This is a genomic window from Bradyrhizobium sp. USDA 4474 (assembly GCF_054057515.1).
On record NZ_JBSRZJ010000002.1, the window covers coordinates 3,493,011 to 3,514,746 of the forward strand.

The 21,736-nt window shown below is 66.2% G+C and carries 16 protein-coding genes; 4 read left to right on the top strand and 12 right to left on the bottom strand.

Going from position 1 to position 21,736, the window contains the following annotated elements:
- Nucleotides 1-3 precede the first annotated feature (3 nt).
- Nucleotides 4-348 carry an endonuclease domain-containing protein gene (locus ACVW16_RS18435; protein ID WP_456700578.1) on the bottom strand — a complete coding sequence of 115 codons (345 nt, stop codon included), beginning with the start codon at nt 346-348 and terminating at the stop codon, nt 4-6.
- A gap of 74 nt (nt 349-422) precedes the next feature.
- Between ACVW16_RS18435 and trpA the strand changes: the two genes are divergently transcribed.
- From trpA to ACVW16_RS18455, 4 genes are all read left to right on the top strand, one after another.
- Nucleotides 423-1,259, top strand: coding sequence for a tryptophan synthase subunit alpha (trpA, locus tag ACVW16_RS18440; protein ID WP_456700579.1), 837 nt, complete (start codon nt 423-425; stop codon nt 1,257-1,259).
- 172 nt (nt 1,260-1,431) lie between these two features.
- The gene (gene accD, locus ACVW16_RS18445) at nt 1,432-2,373 is read left to right on the top strand and encodes an acetyl-CoA carboxylase, carboxyltransferase subunit beta (protein ID WP_456700580.1); all 942 of its coding nucleotides are present in this window, start codon (nt 1,432-1,434) and stop codon (nt 2,371-2,373) included.
- A complete protein-coding gene (locus ACVW16_RS18450) occupies nt 2,370-3,713 on the top strand; it encodes a bifunctional folylpolyglutamate synthase/dihydrofolate synthase (RefSeq protein WP_456736760.1) in 1,344 nt (447 codons plus the stop codon). Before accD ends, ACVW16_RS18450 begins: the two co-directional genes overlap by 4 nt.
- 119 nt (nt 3,714-3,832) lie before the next feature.
- Nucleotides 3,833-4,573, top strand: a complete 741-nt coding sequence (locus tag ACVW16_RS18455) for a metallophosphoesterase family protein (RefSeq protein WP_456700582.1) — start codon at nt 3,833-3,835, stop codon at nt 4,571-4,573.
- A 61-nt stretch (nt 4,574-4,634) separates the two neighbouring features.
- On the opposite strand, the gene trxA is transcribed toward ACVW16_RS18455, so the two are convergent.
- The 11 genes from trxA to ubiE all read right to left on the bottom strand — a co-directional run bounded on the left by trxA (nt 4,635) and on the right by ubiE (nt 21,655).
- On the bottom strand, nt 4,635-4,955 hold the full coding sequence (gene trxA, locus ACVW16_RS18460; protein ID WP_007598398.1) for a thioredoxin: 321 nt from the start codon (nt 4,953-4,955) through the stop codon (nt 4,635-4,637).
- Nucleotides 4,956-5,020: 65 nt separating this feature from the next.
- Nucleotides 5,021-8,530: a double-strand break repair helicase AddA gene (addA, locus tag ACVW16_RS18465; RefSeq protein WP_456736759.1), complete on the bottom strand. Its 3,510-nt coding sequence runs from the start codon at nt 8,528-8,530 to the stop codon at nt 5,021-5,023.
- The gene (addB, locus tag ACVW16_RS18470; protein WP_456736758.1) at nt 8,524-11,670 is read right to left on the bottom strand and encodes a double-strand break repair protein AddB; all 3,147 of its coding nucleotides are present in this window, start codon (nt 11,668-11,670) and stop codon (nt 8,524-8,526) included. The genes addA and addB overlap by 7 nt, the downstream gene beginning before the upstream one ends.
- Before the next feature lie 90 nt (nt 11,671-11,760).
- Nucleotides 11,761-12,483 (bottom strand): nucleotidyltransferase family protein, encoded by a 723-nt coding sequence (locus tag ACVW16_RS18475; protein ID WP_456736757.1) that lies wholly within the window; start codon nt 12,481-12,483, stop codon nt 11,761-11,763.
- A gap of 125 nt (nt 12,484-12,608) precedes the next feature.
- Complete coding sequence (locus ACVW16_RS18480; RefSeq protein ID WP_456700586.1) at nt 12,609-12,926, bottom strand: PilZ domain-containing protein; 318 nt, start codon at nt 12,924-12,926, stop codon at nt 12,609-12,611.
- A gap of 87 nt (nt 12,927-13,013) precedes the next feature.
- Nucleotides 13,014-14,534, bottom strand: a complete 1,521-nt coding sequence (gene tsaE, locus ACVW16_RS18485) for a tRNA (adenosine(37)-N6)-threonylcarbamoyltransferase complex ATPase subunit type 1 TsaE (protein WP_456736756.1) — start codon at nt 14,532-14,534, stop codon at nt 13,014-13,016.
- Entirely contained in the window at nt 14,531-17,035 is a 2,505-nt protein-coding gene (locus tag ACVW16_RS18490; protein ID WP_456736755.1) for an ATP-binding protein, read from the bottom strand. Before ACVW16_RS18490 ends, tsaE begins: the two co-directional genes overlap by 4 nt.
- A gap of 301 nt (nt 17,036-17,336) precedes the next feature.
- On the bottom strand, nt 17,337-17,795 hold the full coding sequence (gene dut, locus ACVW16_RS18495) for a dUTP diphosphatase (protein WP_456700589.1): 459 nt from the start codon (nt 17,793-17,795) through the stop codon (nt 17,337-17,339).
- Nucleotides 17,792-19,252, bottom strand: coding sequence for a bifunctional phosphopantothenoylcysteine decarboxylase/phosphopantothenate--cysteine ligase CoaBC (gene coaBC, locus ACVW16_RS18500; protein WP_456736754.1), 1,461 nt, complete (start codon nt 19,250-19,252; stop codon nt 17,792-17,794). Before coaBC ends, dut begins: the two co-directional genes overlap by 4 nt.
- Nucleotides 19,253-19,322: 70 nt before the next feature.
- Complete coding sequence (gene ubiB, locus ACVW16_RS18505; protein WP_456700591.1) at nt 19,323-20,897, bottom strand: 2-polyprenylphenol 6-hydroxylase; 1,575 nt, start codon at nt 20,895-20,897, stop codon at nt 19,323-19,325.
- The gene (gene ubiE, locus ACVW16_RS18510; protein WP_456736753.1) at nt 20,894-21,655 is read right to left on the bottom strand and encodes a bifunctional demethylmenaquinone methyltransferase/2-methoxy-6-polyprenyl-1,4-benzoquinol methylase UbiE; all 762 of its coding nucleotides are present in this window, start codon (nt 21,653-21,655) and stop codon (nt 20,894-20,896) included. The genes ubiB and ubiE overlap by 4 nt, the downstream gene beginning before the upstream one ends.
- Nucleotides 21,656-21,736 lie beyond the last annotated feature (81 nt).

Consider the following 21,736-nt stretch of genomic DNA (forward strand, 5'->3'; position numbering starts at 1 on the left):
CGCTCATTCGAACCTTCGCGATGTCTGGATGAGCTCGAGGACGCCCTCAATATTTTCGTACACATCCGTGTTCGAGACGCGAATGACGAGGAAGCCGCAGGCCTCAAGCACTTTGGTCCCGGCTTCATCGCGCTCGATCTCGGACGGGCTGGAATGCGTTACGCCGTCGACCTCAATGATGAGCTTTCCGTCGAGGGCCGCGAGATCGACGACGTACCGGTCGACCGGATGCTGGCGGCGAAACTTCCACCGGGCGAGCTGCCGGTTGCGGAGCGCCTGCCAAAGCTTTGCTTCCGCGCTCGTCTGCGACTCGCGGAGCCTTCGCGCTCTAGACTTGAATCTTTCCATCCCCCTCACCCGGCTGCTTCGCAGCCGACCTCTCCCCGGCGGGGAGAGGTATTAGCACAGCGGCCGCGAAAAACATGACCACGCGTATCGACACCCGCTTCGCCGAGCTTAAAAAGCAGGGCCGCGCGGCCTTCGTCACCTATGTGATGGCCGGCGATCCCGATCCCGCGACGTCGCTCGAGATCGTCAAGGCGCTCTCGAAATCGGGCGCCGAAATCATCGAGCTCGGCATTCCCTTCACCGATCCGATGGCGGATGGTCCGTCGATCCAGGCTGCCGGACTTCGCGCGCTCAAGGTCGGCATGACGCTGAAGAAGACGCTCGATCTCGTGCGCGACTTCCGCAAGGAGGACAACATCACGCCGCTGGTGTTGATGGGGTATTACAATCCGATCTACATTTACGGCGTCGACAAGTTTTTGGCTGATGCGAACGCATCAGGCGTTGACGGCCTCATCATCGTCGATTTGCCGCCTGAGGAAGACGATGAGCTCTGCATTCCCGCGCTGAAGGCGGGGCTGAACTTCATTCGATTGGCGACCCCGACCACCGACGACAAGCGCCTGCCTGCGGTGCTCGCGAACACATCGGGATTTGTCTATTACGTCTCCATCGCCGGCATCACTGGTGCAGCGGCGGCGGACTCGAATACCGTCGGCCAAGCCGTCGCCCGCATCAAGCAGCATACCAAGCTGCCGATCTGCGTTGGTTTTGGTATCCGCACGCCGGAGGCGGCGCGCGCCATTGCCGAGAAGGCCGATGGCTCGGTGGTCGGCACCGCGCTGGTCGATGCGCTCAACAACAGTCTCGATGCGGAAGGGCGGGCGACCGCCAAAACCGTTAACGCGGTGGCTGAGCTGACGGCGGCCCTGGCCCAGGGCGTGAGGGCTGCGAAACAGGCGGCCGAATAGGCCATAATTCCGCTTTAGCTCTTTAGTTGAGCATGATCTTGTCGGAAAACCGCTTCACACTTTTCCGGATCATGCTCTAACGCGGACGACACGGCGGCTTGCCGGGTAGCAGCCCGGCCGCCATATATCTCTTCAGGCGGCCCCCCAGCGGGTCAGCACATCGGAGCAAACCATGAACTGGCTTACCAATGTGGTGCGGCCGAAGATCCGCAACATGCTGCGGCGGGAGACGCCGGAGAATTTGTGGATCAAGTGCCCGGATTCCGGACAGCTCGTGTTCTACAAGGACGTCGAGGCCAACCAGTTCGTCATCCCCGGCTCGAACTACCACATGCGCATGGGCGCGGTGGCGCGGCTGAAGTCGATCTTCGACAACGAGACCTGGTTCGACGTGGCCTTGCCCGATGTCACGCCGGATCCGCTCAAATTTCGCGACGAGAAGAAGTACGTTGATCGCATCAAGGATGCGCGTGCCCGCACCAATCTGAACGATGCGGTCAAGGTTGGCTACGGCAAGCTCGAAGGCGCTGGTGTCGTCGTCGCCGTGCAGGATTTCGATTTCATGGGCGGCTCGCTCGGCATGGCCGCAGGCGAGGCCCTCGTGCGCGGTCTCGAGCTTGCGGTCGAGAAGAAGTCGCCCTTCATCGTGTTCGCCGCCTCAGGTGGTGCGCGCATGCAGGAAGGCATCCTGTCGCTGATGCAGATGCCGCGCACCACGGTTGCCGTGCAGATGCTGCGCGAAGCCAAGCAGCCCTACATCGTCGTGCTGACCAATCCGACCACGGGCGGCGTCACGGCGTCCTATGCGATGCTGGGCGACGTGCAGATCGCCGAGCCCGGCGCGCTGATCGGTTTTGCCGGCGCGCGCGTGATCGAGCAGACCATCCGCGAGAAGCTCCCCGAGGGTTTCCAGCGTGCCGAGTATCTCAAAGAGCACGGCATGGTCGACATGGTCGTGCATCGCCATGAACTGCGTCCGACCCTGGCGCGACTTTGCCGCCTGCTGACCAGGGCGCCGGCGCATGAGAACGCGTCCAGGCCGACGCAGCCTGTCGTCAGCCCCGCGCAGAGCGTCTCGGCGGCTGAGACGGCGCCGGCTGCGCCCCACGCGTGAACGCGACCTCGGACAGCACAAGGCAGTCGCTCGATGAGGTGATCGGGCGGTTGTCGGCCTTGCATCACAAGCGCATTGATCTCGGGCTGGAGCGGATGTACCGCCTGCTCGAGCGGCTCAGCCAGCCCGAACGCAAGCTGCCGCCGGTGATCCATGTCGCCGGCACCAACGGCAAGGGCTCGACGGTGGCCTATCTGCGCGCGACGCTGGAGGCCGCTGGCCTGCGCGTCCACGCCTACACCTCGCCCTATCTGGTCCGGATCAACGAATGTTTCCGGCTCGGCCGCGCCGGCGGCGGCGTGCTCGTCTCCGACGATGAATTGCGCGCGGCGCTTGAAGAGGTCGAGCGCGTCAATGCCGGCGAGCCCGCGACACTGTTCGAACTCAAGACCGCGGCGGCGTTCCTCTTGTTCGCGCAAAATCCTGCCGATGCGGTTCTGCTCGAAGTCGGCCTCGGCGGCCGGCTCGATTCGACCAATGTGGTCGATATGCCTGCGGCCTGCGTGATCACGCCTGTCAGCATGGACCACATGGATTTCCTCGGCGCCACGCTGGCGTCGATCGCCACCGAGAAGGCCGCAATCATCAAGCGCGGCGTGCCCGTGATTTGCGCCGAGCAGTCGCCAGAGGCGATGGCTGTTATCGAGGCGCAGGCCAAGCAGATGCGAGCCCCGCTGTTTACCGCAAACGAAAGCTGGCACGTCAATGTCGAGCATGGGCGTCTGGTCTATTCAGACGAGCATGGCCTGATGGATCTCGCCGCGCCGCGCTTGTTCGGCCGCCATCAGTTCGACAATGCCGGCCTTGCGATCGCGACGCTGCGCGCGGTCAAGGCGTTCCGGGTCAATCAGGCTGCCTTCGAAGCCGGCATCGTCGGCGCCGAATGGCCGGCGCGGATGCAGCGCCTCACTTCCGGTGAGCTGCTCGCTCTCGGTCCGCAAGGCAGCGAAATCTGGCTCGATGGTGGGCACAATGCCGAAGGCGGCCGCGTCGCAGCCGCCGCGCTCGGCGATCTCGAGGAGCGGGTGTCGCGACCGCTGGTCGTGATCGCGGGCATGATGGCCAATAAGGACGCGCAGGCGTTTCTCGCCAATTTCGCAGGTCTCACCCGTCACATCATCGCCGTGCCGATTCCGGATGCCGAAAACGCGATGCCGGTGGACCGCCTTGCGGATGCCGTGCGCAGCCTCGGCATGCGCGTCGAGATCGCGCCCGGCATCGAGGCCGCACTGCGCGCATTGTCGAAGCTCGCCTACGAGGTGCCGCCGCGCATCCTCATAACTGGCTCGCTCTATCTCGCCGGCCACGTTTTGGGTCTCAACGGCACGCCTCCTGCATGACTCGCGTGTCCCGGACGCGCAAAGCGCGAGCCGGGACCCGGAAGCCGCATGGGCCCCTGCTCTGCGGCGCATTACTGCGTGCTGCGCCGCATCAGGGGCACGAGAGGGGGAGAGCAACAATGCGCTTTGCCGCGATTGCCGACGTCCACGGAAACTATCTCGCGCTGGAGGCGGTGCTATCAGACATCCGCGCACTCGGCATCTCCGACATCGTCAATCTCGGCGACATGCTGAGCGGCCCGCTCGACGCGCGGCGCACCATCGAGATCCTGATGCCGCTCGACACCATGCATGTGCTCGGCAATCACGATCGCTATCTGCTCGATCGCCCACCGGAGAAGATGGGCTCCTGGGATCGCCCAGCGCATGCGCAGCTCAATGCGACGCAGCTCGACTGGCTGCGTGCGCAGCCGATGACGCGTGTGTTCCGTGACGAGGTCTTTCTCTGTCACGCGACGCCCGGGGATGATGAGGTCTATTGGCTCGAGACGGTGCACCCTGACGGCACGGTCGCGCTATCGCCGCCGGGCCGGATCGAGCAGTTCGCGCAAGGCATCACGCAATCGCTGATCCTCTGCGCCCATACGCACCTCGCCCGCGCCGTGAGGCTTCGCGATGGCCGCATGATCGTCAATCCCGGCAGTGTCGGCAGCCCCGGCTATCGCGACACGCATCCGTTTCCGCATGTCGTCGAGGCCGGCACGCCGCACGCGCGCTATGCGATTCTGGAGCTGACGAATGGCAATTGGCAGGTCACGTTCCGCAACGTCGCCTATGATCACGAGACGATGGCCGCGCTGGCACGCAGCAACAATCAGCCGGAGCTCGCGAACGCGCTGGCGACGGGCTGGATCGAGTAGAGCAAAGCAAAACGGCCGGCGATGAGCCGGCCGTTCAGAACACTTCGTCGCGCCGCGTGGATCAGACCGCCGAGGTGATCCACTGTTGAAGCTTCGCCTTCGGTGCGGCGCCGACCTGGCGGGAGGCCATCTCGCCGCCCTTGAAGATCATCAGGGTCGGGATCGACATCACGCCGTATTTCGACGCGGTCTTCGGGCTCTCGTCGACGTTGAGCTTCACGATCTTGACCTTGTCGCCCATCGCGCCGGCGATCTCGTCGAGCGCGGGTGCGATCATGCGGCAGGGGCCGCACCATTCGGCCCAGAAATCGACGACGACCGGGCCGTTCGCCTTGAGCACTTCGGCTTCGAAATCGGTGTCAGAAACCTTGCCAACGGCCATTGGAGTACCTCACTCGCTTGAAAGAATCGGCGCATGGGAATCGCGCCCGGGATCATGCCGTCAACCTATGAACGGCCCCTTGCCGGGTCAAGGACGCTCACACCGAGATGAAGGGATGCCAGCGCCGCGTCCAGCGCGGGGGCAGAAATCTCCATATATTCAAGGGCCTCTGTCCAGAGCAGGACGGCACGGATGGTCTTTTGGGGATAAAGCCGCGACAGCACCGCCCGGTACAGCGCAAGCTGCCTGACATAAGCAGCGGGCGCCTCGGCCGCGCTCTTCGGCGCGGTCTGGTTGGTCTTGAAATCGACGATCAGAACCTCGTCCGGCGTCACCACCAGCCGGTCGATCTGTCCCGACACCAGCGCCGGGGCGCGGCCCGGCCGCTCCAGCCGGCCGACGATGGCGGCCTCCGCCCGGCTGCCGGCGGCAAAGACGGCTGCGAAGCGCGGCTCGGCGATCAGGGCGAGCACCTTGTCGGCCAGCGCGGCACGATCGGCCTCCGGCCATGCGGCGGCATTGCGGCTCATAAAGCCGAGCGCGGCCGCACGCCGCCGCTCAATGGCGATATCAGGGAGGGACTGCAGCAACCGGTGAACGAGCGTGCCGCGCTGCAGCGCCAGCGCGCGCGACTGCACCGATTCGCCCGATCGCACGCTGCGGCCTTCCTCGGCCGGCTGGCCGGACGGGCGCACCGGATCGTCGTCGACCGTCTCCTGCGCCACCGGTGTCCGCAGCCAATCCGGCAGCGTGACCGTGTGGTCGACGGAAGTTGCCGGCGTGCCGAGCGCAGCGACATCTTCCGGCCGGGTGAAGCGGGTCACCTTGCCGAGCGGCGTCTCGATCGTCTGCTTGTCCAGGCCGGAGCCTGATAGCCCGGTGTCGATGAGGTCATACCAGCTCAGCTTGCGGACCGAGCGCATGTTGCCCGGCAGGCAGCCGCCGACGATCAGCCGGTCGGCCGCGCGCGTCATCGCGACATAGAGCAGGCGGCGATATTCATCCTCGGTCTCCTCCAGCATCGCCCTGCGCGCGTCGGCGACCGGCTTGGGATCATCAGCCTTGCGCCCGGCCCAGACCACGACTTCGCCGCCATTGCCGCGCGGCACGTGGATCAGCCTGACACGCTGCGAGTCCGCGGGCGACGATGTGGTGTCGACCATGAACACGACGGAAGCTTCCAGGCCCTTGGCGCCGTGCACGGTCATCACGCGCACCTCGTCGCGCGAAATCTCCATGTCGCGCTTCACCTCGGTGTCGGCCGAACGCAGCCAGGCCATGAAGCCCTGCAGCGAGGCCGGTGCCTTGCGCTCGCAATTCAGCGCCAGCTCCAGAAACTCGTCGAGCGCGTCATTGGCCTCGTGGCCGAGCCGGCGCAGGATGCGCGCGCGACCGCCATCGCCGCCGAGCAGCCACGCATAGAACGCGAACGGCGTCTCCTCGCGTGCGCGAATCTCGCAAGCTTCCAGGCGCCGCAGCACGGCCGTGAATTTTTCGTTGTCCGCGGCGTGTTCGCCGAGCGCCCGGCGCAGCGATCCCTTGCGGTCATGGGCAAGCGTAAAGAGATCGTCGTCATCGAGACCGAACAGCGGGCTCTTCAGCGCCACCGCCAGTGCGAGGTCGTCTTGCGGCAGCAGCAGCGCGTCGGCGAGGTTCATCAGATCGATGATCGCGATGTGTTCGGTCAGCTTCAGCCGGTCGGCACCGGCGACGGGGACGCCGGCGTGCTTCAGTGCCTGGATCACCGCGTCGAAGGCATTGCCGCGCCGGCGCACCAGGATCAGCATGTCACCGTAGCGCAGGGGGCGGCGTTCGCCTTCGTGCCCGGTCAGCGTGCCGCTCTCGACCAGCCGCTTGATCTCGGCCTGGATGCGGCGCGCGAGTTTTACTTCGGGACTGGTGACGGCGACGCCGTCGAACGGCGCGCGCCAACCCTCGATCTCCTGCCGGTCGTCGGCTTCGGCGAGGTCCCAAAGCTCGATCACACTGGGGCCGGCATCGGCGAGCGCATTGTGCAGGGGATGGCCGATCTCGACGGAATGAATGCTCTTGTAGATCGCGGGCTCGCGGAAGACGTGGTCGACCGAGTGCAGGATCGCCGCGCCCGAGCGGAAGGAATAGGTGAAGGCAACCGGATCGAATTTCAGCCCGGCCGCGGTGAACTTGCGGTGCAACTCGCGCCGGCGCGCATCGAACTCGTGGGGCGCCGCGCCCTGGAACGAGAAGATCGACTGCTTCTCGTCGCCGACGGCGAACACGGTGCGGTTCAGTCCCTCGCGGGCGCCTTCTCCGGTCGTGAATTCCGAGATGATGTGCGCGACGATGTCCCATTGCCGCGGGCTGGTGTCCTGCGCCTCGTCGATCAGGACGTGATCGACGCCGCGGTCGAGCTTGTAATGCACCCAGCCCGAGGAGATGCGGTTCAGCATCGCCAGCGTCTTGTCGATGAGGTCGTCATAGTCGAGCAGGCCGCGTTCCAGCTTCTCGCGCCGGTAGTTTGCGGCGGCGGCGGTCGCGATATGCAGCAGCGCGGCGGTGCGGTCGCGCATGGTCACCGCGCGGCGCTTCTCGACCAGTCCACAGAGGCGCGATGCCTCATTGTCGAACAGGCGCGCGACGGACGGATTGTGCTCGCCGAACTTCTTGGTCAGGACGGCCTTGCGCGGCAGCTTTTCGTCGGTGAGGAAGACGCCGAGGTAAGCGTCGACCTGCGCCGCGCCGGAAAACGCTTTTGCCTCGCGGAGCCGGCTCGCCTGGTCGTTGTCGGACTTGCTGCCGTCCTCCAGCGCAAAGGCGATGTCGTCCCAGCGCGAGCGCGGCAAATAAGGGCCGTCGAGAATCTCGGCCTCCACATCGTCGATGCGGTCGCCCGCATCGACGCCCAGCACGGCCGCCATCTGCTCGGCTGCCGCGCCTGCGTTGCCGGCTTCATCGGTCCAGGCCATGAAATGGTCGCGGCTCAGGCACGCTTCGCGCACGACCTCCTTGAACGTCACGTCGGCGGCGCTCGCCATCGCGGTCAGCAGCGCGCGGCCGGTGACGCTGTCCGGATCGCGCGCGGCCTCCAGCAATACCTTCAGATTGGCGCGCTCCATCATCTCGGACTGGTCGCGGTCGTCCATCACGGCGAACCGCGCCGGCACATTGGCCTCGAACGGGAACTGCTGGAGCAAGCGGGTGCACAGCGCGTGGATGGTCTGCACCTTCAGGCCGCCCGGCGTCTCCAGCGCGCAGGCGAACAGCTTTCGCGCATCGCGGCGCAGCTTTGCATTGGGATGCGAGATGCCGACGGCGCGGATCGCGGCATCGAGTCCGGTGTCGTCAAGCGTGACCCAATGGCCAAGCGTGGTGAACACGCGCTCGGCCATGTTGGCGGCGGCTGCCTTGGTGAAGGTGATGCAGAGGATCTTTTCCGGTGGCACGCCGGACAGCAGCAGACGGATCACCCGCTGCACCAGCACATGGGTCTTGCCCGAGCCCGCATTGGCCGACACGAAGGCCGACGCGGTCGGATCGGACGCACGCTGCTGCCGCGCGCGCACCTCGTCGGGGATGGGACGGGGCAGCTTCACCATTCCTCGATCCCCAGACCGCCGGCCGCGGACCATTCCTTGATCCGGGCGAGATCGTCATAGGCGCCGTAGCGGTTGGTCCACATCGGCAGGTTCAGCGACGTGTAGGGCTGGTTCTCGTCCTCGAAGGCGCGGATCAGCGCCTCGAGCTTGGCCCGCGCTTCGGCGGCTGCGGTGTCCGGCGGCTGCGGCTCATCGCCTTGCTTGTATTTGAGCTCGAGGATGCGTTCCTCGCCCGGTGGATTGTTGCCGCTCAGGCGGACATAGACGAGCTGGCTCACCGACGCGCCGGCATCGATGCCGGGAAAGCCGCCCTCGCGCAGGATCGCGGCTTCCAGCGTCAGCTGTGGCGACAGGCCCATGCGGACCTGCTTGCCGGTCGGCGGCTGGCCGGTCTTGTAATCGAGAATGGCGTAGCCGCCGCCCTGGCGCCGCTCGATCCGGTCGGCGCGGGCGGAGAGGCGGAAGCTGCGCCCGTGATCGAGCGGGATCGAGATCTCGCCGCGGGTCTCCGCCGTGATCGCCTCGATCGCGTCGCGGCGCGCGGTCTCCCATTCGGCGAACCAGTGCGCGATCCGCTGGAAGCGCGGCCACCACAGCGCGCGCGCTTCGGGCCGCTCCATCAGCGGCGCAAAATGCTTCTCGCCGATCGCGCGCAGCACGCGGGCGGGATCGGGAGGCAGATGTGCGGCGAAAGTCTCGGTGAACTCACCGAGCGCCTCGTGGATCGCGGAGCCGCGGTCCGCCGCCGACAGCGGCATGTCGACGGGATCGAGCGCATCGAGCCGCAGGATGTGCTTGGCGTAGATCGTGTAGGGATCGCGCAGCCAGTCCTCGATCGCGGTCACCGACATTCTCAGTGGCCGGGTGGCGCGCGGCGGGCGCGGCTCGGGCTGCTTGATCGGCTTGACCTCGGCGGGCTGGTCCAGCGCGGCCGCGAATTGCACGTATTTTTCGCCGGCGCGGACAGCCGCTTTCCAGAGCTCGTCGCCGGCGACCGCCTCCAGCCGATGCAGGAAGCGCGAGGCCACCGCCGGCGCGCCGCCGGCCTTGGCGGAATGCGTGAGGATCACCTCGTCGCCGCCGAGCAGCTGCGCAAAGTCGTGGGCGGAGAGGCCGATGCGGCGCTCCGGCAGGTCGAGGCCGAGCTCGTGCCGCATCGGCCGGCTCAGCCAGGGGTCGATGCGCGGCGCCGGCGGCCAGACGCCCTCGATCAGGCCGCCGATGATGATGCGGTCGGCCTGCATCAGGCGCGATTCCAGCGGGCCATAGATCTGCAGGCGCGCGCCGGGCTTGTCGCGTCGCCGCACCGCGCGATCACTGAACGCGGTCTGGAACGTCTCGGCATAATCAGGCAACGTCACCATGAGCCCGCTGGTCGTGCCGCCGCGCAGGAGATCGTCGAAGGCGCCGGCGAGGGCGAGGCCTTCGCGCTCCTCGAAGGCGAGCGGAATGCCCTGTTCGTCGCGCGACAGCTCGATCATGATCTCGCGATGCCGGTGCGCGAGCTCGGCGAAGTCGAACGGTTTTGGTGATGCGAGGCTCTCGATCGGCGCCAAGGCCTGCCGTAACGCGTCGATCAGCGCCTGGACGCGGTCGAGATCCTCGGCCCCGAGACGTGCGCGCGGCTCCGCCTTGTGCAGCGCGGAGGCTTCGCCGCGCCCCAGCTTCGTCAGTTCTTCACGAAAGCGATTGAATTCCCGCAAAAGACCGCCGGTGCCCGCGGGAGGGCGTGTACCGCGCAACACCGCAAGCTCGAGGTCTTCGATCGCGGCCTTCCATGCACCGCGTGCGCGGCCGAGCCGGCACAACGGATGTTTCAGGATCGCCAGCAGCGTCGGCGGCTCCAGCCCCTTGGTTGCGGCTTCCGCTGCGAGGCGAGCAAACACACCGGCGGCGGTTTCCATCAGCACGTCGCCGCCGGAATCATCAAATGCGAGATTCCATCTCGTCAGCGCGGCCATCACCCGTCGCGCCAGCGCGCGGTCGGGCGTCACCAGCGCCGCCGATTTGTCGAGATGCCGCGCCTCGCGCATGGCAATGGCGATCGCGAGCGCTTCCATTTCAGGGTTTGGTGCTTCGACCACCGCGAGATTTTTCATCCCGCCCGTTATCCTTGCAGCGACATCCGGTCGCTTGAGCCGGTCGTGCCAGACTTCGGTCTTCGCCGACGGCCGCATCGATTCGGATGCGAGCAGGTCGCGGCCGCCTTCGGCGGGCGGCTGGAGAATCTCGACATCGCCGCGCTTGATGCCGAGACGATCCAGCAGCGCATGCATGGCGTATTGCGGATGGTTCGACGCCGGATGCTCCGCGAACTTGCCGAGCGAATCGCGCACCCCCCCGATGCTGCGCCAGGAATCCTCGTCGAGATCGGTGTCCAGGCCCGGCAGCACCACCGCGCCATGCGGCAGGGAGGCCACCGCGTGGAGGAATTTTGCGGTAGCCGGCATCGAGCCGGTCGAGCCTGCCGCGATCACGGGCCCGTGGAGATGCGCGGTGAGGCGCTTCGCTTCCGCCGCGATCAGCAGGTCGCGCCGTGCCGCGGGCTCGATCCGGTTGATCTCGGCGAGATGGTTCGGCCATGTCTCGCTGGCAATGTTCAAGAACTGGAGTGAATGCTGCCAATATTGATCGAGCTGATCTGGCACCAGTCCTCGGAGCTTGCTCCATTCGACGCCGCGCGTCACCATGTCGTCGATCAGACGGGCGAGGTCGCCGGCCAGCGCCAGCGTCGAGGCGGGGCCGCCGACCACCAATGGCGCCAGCACCGGGCCCTTGGCCCACGCCGCGACCAGCTGCGCCAAGGTCAGCCGCCGTTCGAGCTCGCCGAGCCGCGGCGGAATGTCGAGCGGCGTTGCACCGGAAAACTGTTCGCCCTCGTCCGCGAAAGCGAGCTCGTCCTCGTCGATGTCGCCGAGCGCCACGATGCGCGGCAGCACCACGGCATCCGCCGCCATCTCGTCGAGAAATATCTCGCGGACGACGCGCATGGCGCGCCGCGTCGGCAGGTAGAGCGTGGCATCCGCCAGCCGCGCCGGTTCCTTGCGCGCCTCGAATCCCTCGACCAGCCGGCCGTCGAGCAGGCTTGCGACGATCGTGCGCAGGAAGGGAACTGAAAGGGGAACGCTGAAGACGCGCATGGGCCGCCTGATTCGGGGATCAGGGCAATATAGGCAGGCGCGCTCGAATGGTCATGGGTGGGGATGAAATCGTCCCCGCTGTTCGCTGCCCTACGCCACGCTCTCCAAAAACGCCTCTTCCGCGGCATGCACCGCATCGGGCGTGCCGACATGCATCCAGACGCCGTCGAGGCGGAGGCCGAACAGGCGCTCCTGCTCATTGGCGCGGTCGAACATCTTGGTCAGCGAGAACTCGCCTTGCGGTGCGCCGTCGAAGATCGTCGGCGACAGGATGGCCGCGCCCGCATAGACGAACGGAACGATCTCTTTTTCCTTGCGCTTGCGCAAGGCGCCGTCGGGCAGCATGCCGTAATCGCCGCGGCCGCTATAGCCGATGCTGGTCGCGGTCGGCGCCATCAGCAGCAGGATGTCCATGCGTGCGGGATCGAAATTTTCCGCGAGCCGCGTCAGATTGGAGCGCACGCCGTCGATCCACAGCGTGTCGGAATTGACGTGGAAGAACGGCGCATCGCCGAGCAGCGGCAGCGCCTTGACGACGCCGCCGCCGGTGCCGAGCACCTGGTCGCGCTCGTCCGAGATTGTCACGCGCGGATGCTGGCGTGTTGCGGTGTGATTGATGATCTGGTCGGGCAGATAGTGCACATTGACGACCGCCTCCGTGACGCCGGCGCGACCGAGCTTGTCGAGCACGTGGTCGAGCAGCGGCTGGCCGGCCACCGGCACCATCGGCTTCGGCATTTTGTCCGTCAGCGGCCGCATGCGCAGGCCGAACCCTGCGGCGAGCACCATGGCTTTGGTCGGTTTGACGGACATCCTAAAGCTTTCTCGAAACCTCTGAATTCGCGTTCGCAGCAACCCTAGCACGATCACGGATGGGCCGCACCGCCTCTCGACCGCCTTAGCCGCCCGCCGTAACGGTTGTACGACGTGTGTTGCCCTCACGCCTCGACGGCTGTGGAACGCGCCGTTTTCTTCCTGTCACCCGGCTTGAGGAAATTGACGCCGATCTGGTCGCCATTCACCCAGGCCAGTTCGCAGCGCCGGTACGCCAACCCGGTGGACGACAGCAGCAGGAAAAATTCCTTCAGGTGCAGGCCTTCGACCGAACCGTCGATGGTCAGCTTGGCGCCGGTCTCGGAGACGTCCTCCATGGTGCATTCGCGCCGCCATGTGCCGTCAATGCCCATCATCTGGGCCGAAATCCCGCGTTCGAAAACAACCCGGCTGTTCCCGCGCTGGTCCGTCTTGACCGCCATCCGCCCTTGCTCCAGCCCCGTATTTGTCCGGCTGCCCGCCGGCGATGATACCGGTGTGATGGCTAACAGCCGGTAAACCGCTCCCACTCAGGATCGCGGCGGCGGGACGTTGGCGAGATACCAGTCGCGCAAATGTTCGAGCGCCGGATGCGCCAGGGAGCGCTGGAGATAGGTCCAGATCCGCGGCTGGTGACGCAGATAATGCGGCTTGCCGTCGCGGCGATTGAGCCGGGCGAAGGTGCCGAGCAGGCGTGTGTTGCGCTGCGCCGACATGATGGCATAGAGCTCGGCAAAGCCGGCCGGATCGAAGCTCGCATCGCCTGCCCGGCGCGCCTTGATGTAGCGCGACAGCAGCGTCAGCTCGAGGGTCTCAGGCACGTCGATGCGTGCATCCTGCAGCAGCGACACCACGTCATAGGCGTGCGGCCCGAGCACGGTGTCCTGGAAGTCGATCACGCCGACACGCGCCACGCCGCTACGATCGGCAAGCCAGATCAGATTCGGCGAGTGATAGTCGCGGATGATCCAGGTCTTCGGCGCGGCCAGCGGCTTCTTCAAGAGCTCGCGCCACATCGCAAAAAATTCCGCGCGCGTCTCGTCGCTCAGGGGCGCGTTGCGGTCGGGCAGGTACCATTCCGGCATCAAGCCGATCTCGATCAGCAGCGCCTCGGTGTCGAAGGCGGGAATGGTGTAGGTCTGCCCGTCCACGGGCAGCGTCTCCGGCAGAGTCTTGCCGTGCAGCACGGCCAGCACGTCGGTTGCGGCTTGGTAGCGCTCGGCGATCGGGCGCGGCGGATCGCCTTCGATCACGCCTTCGCTGCCGAAATCTTCCGAGATCAGAAAGCCGTGCTCGAGGTCGCAATGATGGATCTCGGGCGCCGAGATTCCCGCCGCGCGCAAGCCTTCGTCGATGGCGACGAAGGACTTGACGTTCTCGGCAAGGTGCACCGCGGCGCTGTAGGACTTTCCGTTGTAGATCGCCGCGCCATCGGGGCGTTGCGGCGAGTTCATCAGGATGACGACGCCATCGTCGCGGATCAGCCGCGCATAGGAGCGTGTCGAGGCGTCGCCGGGCATGCGCTTGCGCGTCGCATCCGAGTAACCCGAGAAGTCGAGGAATTCGCGTAACGCCTTCAGCCGCGCGATGGCGACAGCGGCCCTGCCATGGCCGGTGATGTCGGCGGCCCGCGCATTCGCGCCCAGCGCCGGGCGATGCGTCAGCGCGATATCGATGCGGTCGGCGGGCATCGCCGACGGGGCGCGCTCGGGCCATTCGATCAGCGCCAGCGTCGCCTCCGGCAACGGCGAGAGCCCGATCTCCTCCAGCTCGCTCTCGTCCTCGACGCGATAGAGATCGGCATGCATCACGGGAAAGGCCGGCAGCTCGTAACTCTGCACCAGCGTGAAGGTCGGGCTCGGCACTTCCAGCTCGTCGTCGCCGGCGAGATAGCGGATCAGGCTACGGGCCGCGGCGGTCTTGCCGGCGCCGAGATCACCCGTCAGCGTGATGGTATCGCCCGGCCCGACCAGCAGCGCGAGATCGGCCATCAATTGCGCGGTGGCCGTCTCGTCGACAAGCGCGACGGAGAATGTGGCCGGTTCGCTCATTCGGCGGCGTCGCGGTGCGCCGCCTGGTCGGTCGGGAAGTCGCAGATCACGACCGTGCCCTTGCCGACGGCCGAATCCACCTGCACCTTGCCGCCATGCAGCTCGACGAAGGAGCGCACGAGCGACAATCCGAGCCCGGCGCCGCGATGACGCGAGCCCTGGGAGCGGCTTTCGAACCAGTTGAACACCTTGTCCTTCATGTCGGCGGGTATTCCAGGTCCGGAATCTGTCACAATGAAGACCACGCTGCGCGCGGTGCGGCGCGCGCTGATCCCGACGGTGGAATCCTGCGGCGAGAAGCCGACGGCATTCGCAAGCAGGTTATAGAGCACCTGCACCACGCGCTTCTCGTCGCCGACGAAGCTGCCGACATCGGGGGCGATCTCGACCTTGAGGCGGATGCGGTCGGTGGCGAGGCGGTCCTGGATGCCTTCGGCGGCGAGCTCGATGGTCTTGCTGACGTCGACCGGGCCTAGCTCCAGCTTCATCGCGCCGGCATCGATGGTGGCGAGATCGAGGATGTTGTTGGTCAGCGCCAGCAGCGCATTGGTCGATTTGGTGACGTAGTCGAGATATTCGGCCTGCTTCGGCGTCAGCGGTCCGGTCGAGGGGTCGCTGAGGAAATGCGCGAAGCCGATGATGGTGGTGAGCGGGGAGCGCAGCTCGTAGGAGACGTGATGGACGAAATCCACCTTCATCTGGTCGGCCGTCTCCAGCGCCTCGTTGCGCTCGCGTAGCGCGCGCTCGACATTCTCGGTGTCGGTGATGTCGAGGAAGGTCAGCATGGTCGCGCCGTCATGCAGCGGACGGATCATGCCGTCGAGCACGCTGCCATCCTTGCGCTCGAGCTTCAGCGGCACGTCGGCGCGGTTCTCGATCGAGGTGATGGCCTCGCGGATCTGGCGCCAGACCACCGGGTCGTCGAACAGCTGATGACACCAGCCTTCGACCGTCTGGATATGCGGCTGCTCGCGCATCGAATCGTTGGACAGCTTCCACATCCGCAGGAAGGCCGGATTGAACAGCTGCGCCCTGCCGTTGCTGCCGAACACGGCGACACCCTCGGCGAGGCTGTCCAGCGTCTCGCGCTGGACCCGGATCATGCCGTCGAAGCGGCGGGCGAGCTCGAGGCTCGCGGTGACGTCGTCGAACAGATAGGTGACGCCGCCTTCGGGGTTCGGCGTGGTGACGACGGAGAGGGCGCGGCCGTCGGGCAGGTACCAGGTGTCCTTGGCGGCCTCGACGGCACGGTAGGCCTCGTGCAGCTTGGCCTTCCAGGCGCGGAAGTCCGGCTGCTCCGGCAATTTGCGCGCGGCGCGAAGCTGGTCGAGCACGCTGGAATCGTCTGGATTGGCGTCGAGGAAGCTGCGGTCGAGGTCCCACAGCCGCCGGTAGGAATCGTTGTAGAAGGCGAGGCGCCGCTGGCCGTCGAACACGGCCACACCTGAGGAGAGCTGGTCGAGCGTGCGGCGATGCGCCTCCGCCATCCGCACCAGCGCGGCGCTCAGCGCATCCGCCTCGCTGGCGTCGATCGCGACGCCGACACTGCCGTTGCCGACATTGACGGCGCGTACGTCGTACATGCGCCGCTCGCCGCCGGTCACGATCGGCAGGCGCGAGGTGAAGCCCGCGGTGTCCTTCAGGCTGCGTTCCATGGCGGCGCGGTCGGCGCTGTCGAGCAGCTCGAGCTTGCGCTCCTGGGCATCGATGATGCTGGTCGCTTCCGTGGCGCGCACATAGGCCGGATTGGCAAAAGTCAGCGCGCCGTTCTCGCCCTTGGCCCAGATCGGCCACGGCGCGGCAGAAGCGAAGCCGCGCAGCATCTCGGTTTCGTCGGAAAGCGCCCTGTAGCGCAGATTGGTTTCAGCCAGATCGCGCCGCAAGCCGGAGAGTTCGCGGATCCGGACAATGGCCTGGCCGCCGATGGCGCGGCCGAGCGCTTCCAGCGTATGGCCGTTGGCCGTGCTCAGCGTGAGCTGGAAGCCGTCGCCGCGTTCGCGCAAGCCATCGACGGCGTGATCCATCTGCAGCGCCGGTTCCGGCGGCAGCCAGGTTCCGAAGGCAAGCACGCGCTGCGGCGACGAATCGCGCGGCAGCACCATGGAGATGTCACCCGAGATCTGCGCGCGATCGTCGCCGGCGGGCCAGGAGATCAGGATCTGCGGTTCGGCAAACAGCAGCGCACCAAAGCGGTCCGCCTGCAGCTGAAGTTCCCTGATTCGCCCGAGCAGCGCCGCTTCGTTCTTCGCGGTACGGACCCGCGTGCGCATCAAGAGGATCGCGGCCACGACCGTGAAGCCGAGCAGAGCCAGCGCGGTGGCCAGCACCGCGAGTTCCTGCCGGTTGAAATCCAGCAATATCGAGAGTGTGTCGACGAGGTCGGCGGCATCAGCCGGCTCAGCCGGCAGTAGCGCTGCGAGAGCGCCTCCCAACAAGCTGTTCCGCGCCAAGGATGTGCACGACAGCAGCGTCCGACGCATCGACACGATCACGCCTGACATAGTTGCCCCAAGACCGCACGAATTGACGCGCGCGGCGACCCCCGTCGCGCGCGAATCAAACGACAATACCCTCACCGCGACTCCACCGGTAAGAGTCCAGATCGTGAACGCAAACGCGGTCCCAAAAAAATGCGGAGCGCGGGGTTCCCGTCACAGTCGTTCTGCGGGTGAGAAGGCGCGTCAGCTGCTGACGGACGAGACTCGATCGCGCTCCAACACCGGTGCGTTCCCTGCCCCCACAAGGGGGGAGGGAACGGAAAGAGCGCCGCTGTGGATCGATTCGACGCGACGTCTGTCCGCGCTATCGCCCCGTCGAGCCGAACCCGCCGGCGCCGCGATCGGTCGAGGACAGCGTCGCCACCGGAACCAGCGCGGCCTGCAGCACCGGCGCGATCACCATCTGCGCGATGCGCTCGCCGCGCTTGATCACGAAGGGCGAGGGGCCGTGATTGATCAGGATCACCTTGATCTCGCCGCGGTAGTCGGCGTCGACGGTGCCCGGGGAGTTCAGCACCGTGACGCCGTGCTTGGCGGCAAGTCCCGAGCGCGGCCGCACCTGGGCCTCGTGTCCCGGCGGCAACGCGATTGCCAGCCCCGTCGGCACCAGCGCATGCTGGCCTGCTGCAAGCGTCATCGGCTCGCCCTCCGGCACCGCCGCCATCAAATCGAGGCCGGCGGCTTCGGCTGTTTGATAAGCCGGCAGCGGCAGGCCTTCGGCGTGGGGCAGGCGCTGCAGTTCGACCGTGACTTTGCTGCTCAAGAGGCAGGCTCCAAGGGTTTGTCGGCGGATTTGTCGGTCACGCTTTCGGCGATATGCGCGACCAGTTCGATGGCGACCTGTTCCTTGGTCATGACAGGCCAGGAATCAACTGTGATCTCGCCGTTGTTCTCAGCATTCTTGCTGATGAGGTGCACGGTGTTGCGGTCGCCGCCCATCACGCCTGACGCGGGCGAGACGTCGTTGGCGACGATCCAGTCGCAGCCCTTGCGCGCGAGTTTTGACTTCGCGTTGTCGATGAGGTGCTCGGTCTCGGCGGCAAAGCCGATCACCAGGGGCGGGCGCTTCTCCGCGAGCTTCGAGATCGTCGCGAGGATGTCGGGGTTCTCGACCAGCTGAAGCGGCGGCATGCCGGCCGACGTCTTCTTCAGCTTCTGCTCGCCCTCATTGGCGACGCGCCAGTCCGCGACCGCGGCGGCGAAGATGGCGATGTCGGCGGGAAGCGCTGCCTGCACCTGCTCCAGCATCTGCCGCGCGGATTCGACGCGCTTGACCTTGACGCCGGCGGGATCGTCGAGATCCACCGGGCCACTCACCAGGATCACTTCGGCGCCCGCGGCTTGTGCTGCGGCGGCAATGGCAAAACCCTGCTTGCCCGAGGAGCGGTTGGCGATGTAGCGCACCGGATCGATCGGCTCGTGGGTCGGGCCTGCGGTGATCAGAACACGCTTGCCGGCGAGCGGGCGCGGCACCGGCGGCCGCAGCAGTTTCTCGGCCGCATTGGCGATCTCGATCGCCTCGGACATGCGTCCGATTCCGGCCTCGCCTGCCTCGGCCATCTCGCCGGAGTTCGGCCCGATCAGCAGAACGCCGTCGCGCTGCAGCTGTGCGAGGTTGCGGCGGGTCGCGGCATTGTTCCACATCAGCGGGTTCATCGCCGGCGCCAGCAGCACCTTGCGGTTGGTCGCGAGCAGGATCGCGCTGGCGAGATCATCGGCATGGCCGTTCGCCATCTTCGCCATCAGATCGGCGGTGGCAGGCGCCACCACGATCAGATCGCAGTCGCGTGCGAGGCGGATATGGCCGGCGTCGAACTCGCTCTGGGGATCGAACAGATCGGTGTAGACGCGCTCATGGGAGAGGGCGCTGACCGAGAGCGGCGTCACGAACTGCGCGGCGGCCTTGGTCAGCACGCAGCGCACCTCGATCCGCCGCTCCTTCAGCCTGCGGATCAGGTCGAGCGACTTGAAAGCCGCAATGCCGCCGCCGATGATCAGTGTGATGCTGGCCTCGGGGACGGCGCCTGGGCGTAGGGTCGCAGGAGCAGGCGATGCCTCGGGCGGCACCGCGAACGGCGTCAGCGCCTGCTCGCGGCCCTCGATCAGCTCCCTGAGGATGACCCGGACTTCTTCCTCGACCGACCTGTGGTTCCTGGCCGAGCGCAGCCGCAAATAGGTTTTGACGGCGTCGTCGAGCTTGCGGATGGTCAGGCTTGCCATGGCGCCCTCCAGCACGGAATGATAGCGATGCTATCACTGACATGCTTGCAGTGCAATCAAGCTTTTGGCGTCATAGATTCCGGACAGCGATCAGGATGCCGATGAAGGTCACGGCGATGATCCAGACCGCCACGGTGCGCCAGCGGTTCTTGCGGCCCTCGCTGCGCCCCATCGCGGCGATGCTCTCCGGCGAGAGCCTTAACCCTTCCCGCGTCATGGTCTCGAGCTGCTCGAGCACCGCGACCGAGCGCTGCGCGATATCGGGCAGGCGCATCAGCACCTTGGCGAGATCGCCACCGCCGGCGAGCGCGCCCTGCACGCGGCCAACAGGTCCGAGATTGCGCTCGATCCATTCGCGCACCACGGGATCGGCGACCTTCCAGATGTCGAGCCTGGGATCGAAGCCACGCGCCACGCCTTCGACCACCACCATGGTCTTCTGCAGCAGGATCAGCTCGGGCCGCGTCGTCATGTCGAACAGGCCGGTGACCTCGAGCAGCAGCGTCAATAGCCGCGCCATCGAGATTTCCTCGGCGGTGCGGTTGTGAATGGGCTCGCCGATGGCGCGGATGGCCTGCGCGAAGTTTTCGACCGAGTGATGCGAGGGGACGTAGCCCGCCTCGAAATGCACTTCGGCGACGCGGCGATAGTCGCGGGTGATGAAGCCCAGCAGGATTTCAGCGAGGAAGCGTCGCTCCTTCATGCCGAGCCGGCCCATGATGCCGAAATCGACCGCCACGAGGCGGCCGGCGTCGTCCAGGAACAGATTGCCCGGATGCATGTCGGCGTGGAAGAAGCCGTCGCGCAGCGCGTGGCGCAGGAAACTCTGGATCACCTTGCGGCCGAGATCGGGCAGATCGACCTGTGCTTCTTCCAGGCGCTTGTGATCGTTCAGCGCGATGCCGTCGATCCACTCCATCGTCAGCACGTTGTGCGTGGTGCGATCCCAGTCGACCTCGGGCACGCGGAAATCAGGATCGTCGCGCGTGTTCTCCGCCATCTCCGACAGCGCGGCAGCTTCGAGGCGCAGGTCCATCTCCATCGCGACCGAGCGCGACATGGTGTTGATGACCTCGACGAGCCGCAGCCGCCGCGCCTCGGCGGAATAAGCCTCGGCCTTGTGCGCGACATAGAAGAAATCGGAGAGATCGCGGCGGAAGCGGGCGGACACGTTCGGCCTGAGCACCTTGACCGCGACAGGCTTGCGGATGCCGTCGCGCATCACCTCGCCACGATGCACCTGTGCGATCGACGCGGCCGCTACGGGCGCACTGAGACTGACGAAGACATCGTTCAGCGGCCGTTCCAGCGACGTTGCGATGGCGGCTTCGGCTTCCGCTTGCGAAAACGGCGGCAGGCGGTCTTGCAGGCTTTCGAGATCATGCGCCATCACGACGCCGACGACGTCGGGTCGCGTCGCCAGGAATTGCCCGAGCTTGAGATAGGCCGGGCCCATCCGGGTCAGGGCGCGCGACAGCCGCGGACCATGCTTCGGACCGCGCCGCTCGACGAGGCGCGCAAGCTTCAGCGCAAGCTGGCCGGGCGGCGGCACCAGGCTCGGGTCGACGGAGCCGAACACGCCTTCGCGCGCAAAAACGAACGCGGCGCGGATCAGGCGCGAAATGTGGGTGATGGCAGAGATCACAAACGCCAGCCCGAATGCAGTGCGACGATGCCGCCGGTCAGGGTTTGAAAGCTCACGCGCGAGAAGCCGGCGGCGCGGATCATGTCGGCGAAGGCGTTCGGCTTCGGAAACTTGCGGATCGATTCGACGAGATATCGGTAGGATTCGGCATCGCCCGTGACCATGCGGCCGAGCGGCGGGATCACCTTGAACGAGAACAGATCATAGAGCTTGTCGAGGCCGGGCATCTCCACAGTGGAGAATTCCAGGCACAGGAAGCGGCTCCCGGGCTTGAGCACGCGATAGGCCTCCCGCAGCGCCTTGTCGATTTGAGGGACGTTGCGAATGCCGAAAGCGATCGTATATGCGTCAAAGCTGCGGTCGGCGAAGGCGAGCGCTTCGGCATTGCCTTCGACGAAATCGACCTGCGTCTCGAGATGGCGCTTGGCGGCACGCTCGCGGCCCACCGCCAGCATGTCGGAATTGATGTCGCAGACGGTGGCGTGGAAGCCCGAGCCTGCCGCCTTGGCGGCGCGGAACGAGATGTCGCCGGTGCCGCCGGCGACGTCGAGCAACGCAAAAGCCCGGTCGCCGCGGGGCGGGGCCAGCGTGTTGATCATGATGTCCTTCCAGACCCGGTGCAGGCCGCCGGACATCAAATCGTTCATCAAATCATAGCGGGACGCCACGCTGTGAAACACATCGTTTACCAGCGTCTGCTTGTCCCCCAGGGGAACGTCCTTGAAGCCAAAATGCGTGGTTTCGCCCGGCCGATCCATTAGTCTACTCCACTGGGCGGACCATAGCCCGCCCGCCGCAATGGCGCTATCACACCGCCCTCATAAGGTGAATGCCTGACC

Coding starts and splice junctions, on each gene's coding strand:
- ACVW16_RS18435 (WP_456700578.1), bottom strand. CDS start 348: ATGGAAAGATTCAAGTCTAGAGCGCGAAGGCTCCGCGAGTCGCAGACG.
- trpA (WP_456700579.1), top strand. CDS start 423: ATGACCACGCGTATCGACACCCGCTTCGCCGAGCTTAAAAAGCAGGGC.
- accD (WP_456700580.1), top strand. CDS start 1,432: ATGAACTGGCTTACCAATGTGGTGCGGCCGAAGATCCGCAACATGCTG.
- ACVW16_RS18455 (WP_456700582.1), top strand. CDS start 3,833: ATGCGCTTTGCCGCGATTGCCGACGTCCACGGAAACTATCTCGCGCTG.
- trxA (WP_007598398.1), bottom strand. CDS start 4,955: ATGGCCGTTGGCAAGGTTTCTGACACCGATTTCGAAGCCGAAGTGCTC.
- addA (WP_456736759.1), bottom strand. CDS start 8,530: ATGGTGAAGCTGCCCCGTCCCATCCCCGACGAGGTGCGCGCGCGGCAG.
- addB (WP_456736758.1), bottom strand. CDS start 11,670: ATGCGCGTCTTCAGCGTTCCCCTTTCAGTTCCCTTCCTGCGCACGATC.
- ACVW16_RS18475 (WP_456736757.1), bottom strand. CDS start 12,483: ATGTCCGTCAAACCGACCAAAGCCATGGTGCTCGCCGCAGGGTTCGGC.
- ACVW16_RS18480 (WP_456700586.1), bottom strand. CDS start 12,926: ATGGCGGTCAAGACGGACCAGCGCGGGAACAGCCGGGTTGTTTTCGAA.
- tsaE (WP_456736756.1), bottom strand. CDS start 14,534: ATGAGCGAACCGGCCACATTCTCCGTCGCGCTTGTCGACGAGACGGCC.
- ACVW16_RS18490 (WP_456736755.1), bottom strand. CDS start 17,035: ATGTCAGGCGTGATCGTGTCGATGCGTCGGACGCTGCTGTCGTGCACA.
- coaBC (WP_456736754.1), bottom strand. CDS start 19,252: ATGGCAAGCCTGACCATCCGCAAGCTCGACGACGCCGTCAAAACCTAT.
- ubiE (WP_456736753.1), bottom strand. CDS start 21,655: ATGGATCGGCCGGGCGAAACCACGCATTTTGGCTTCAAGGACGTTCCC.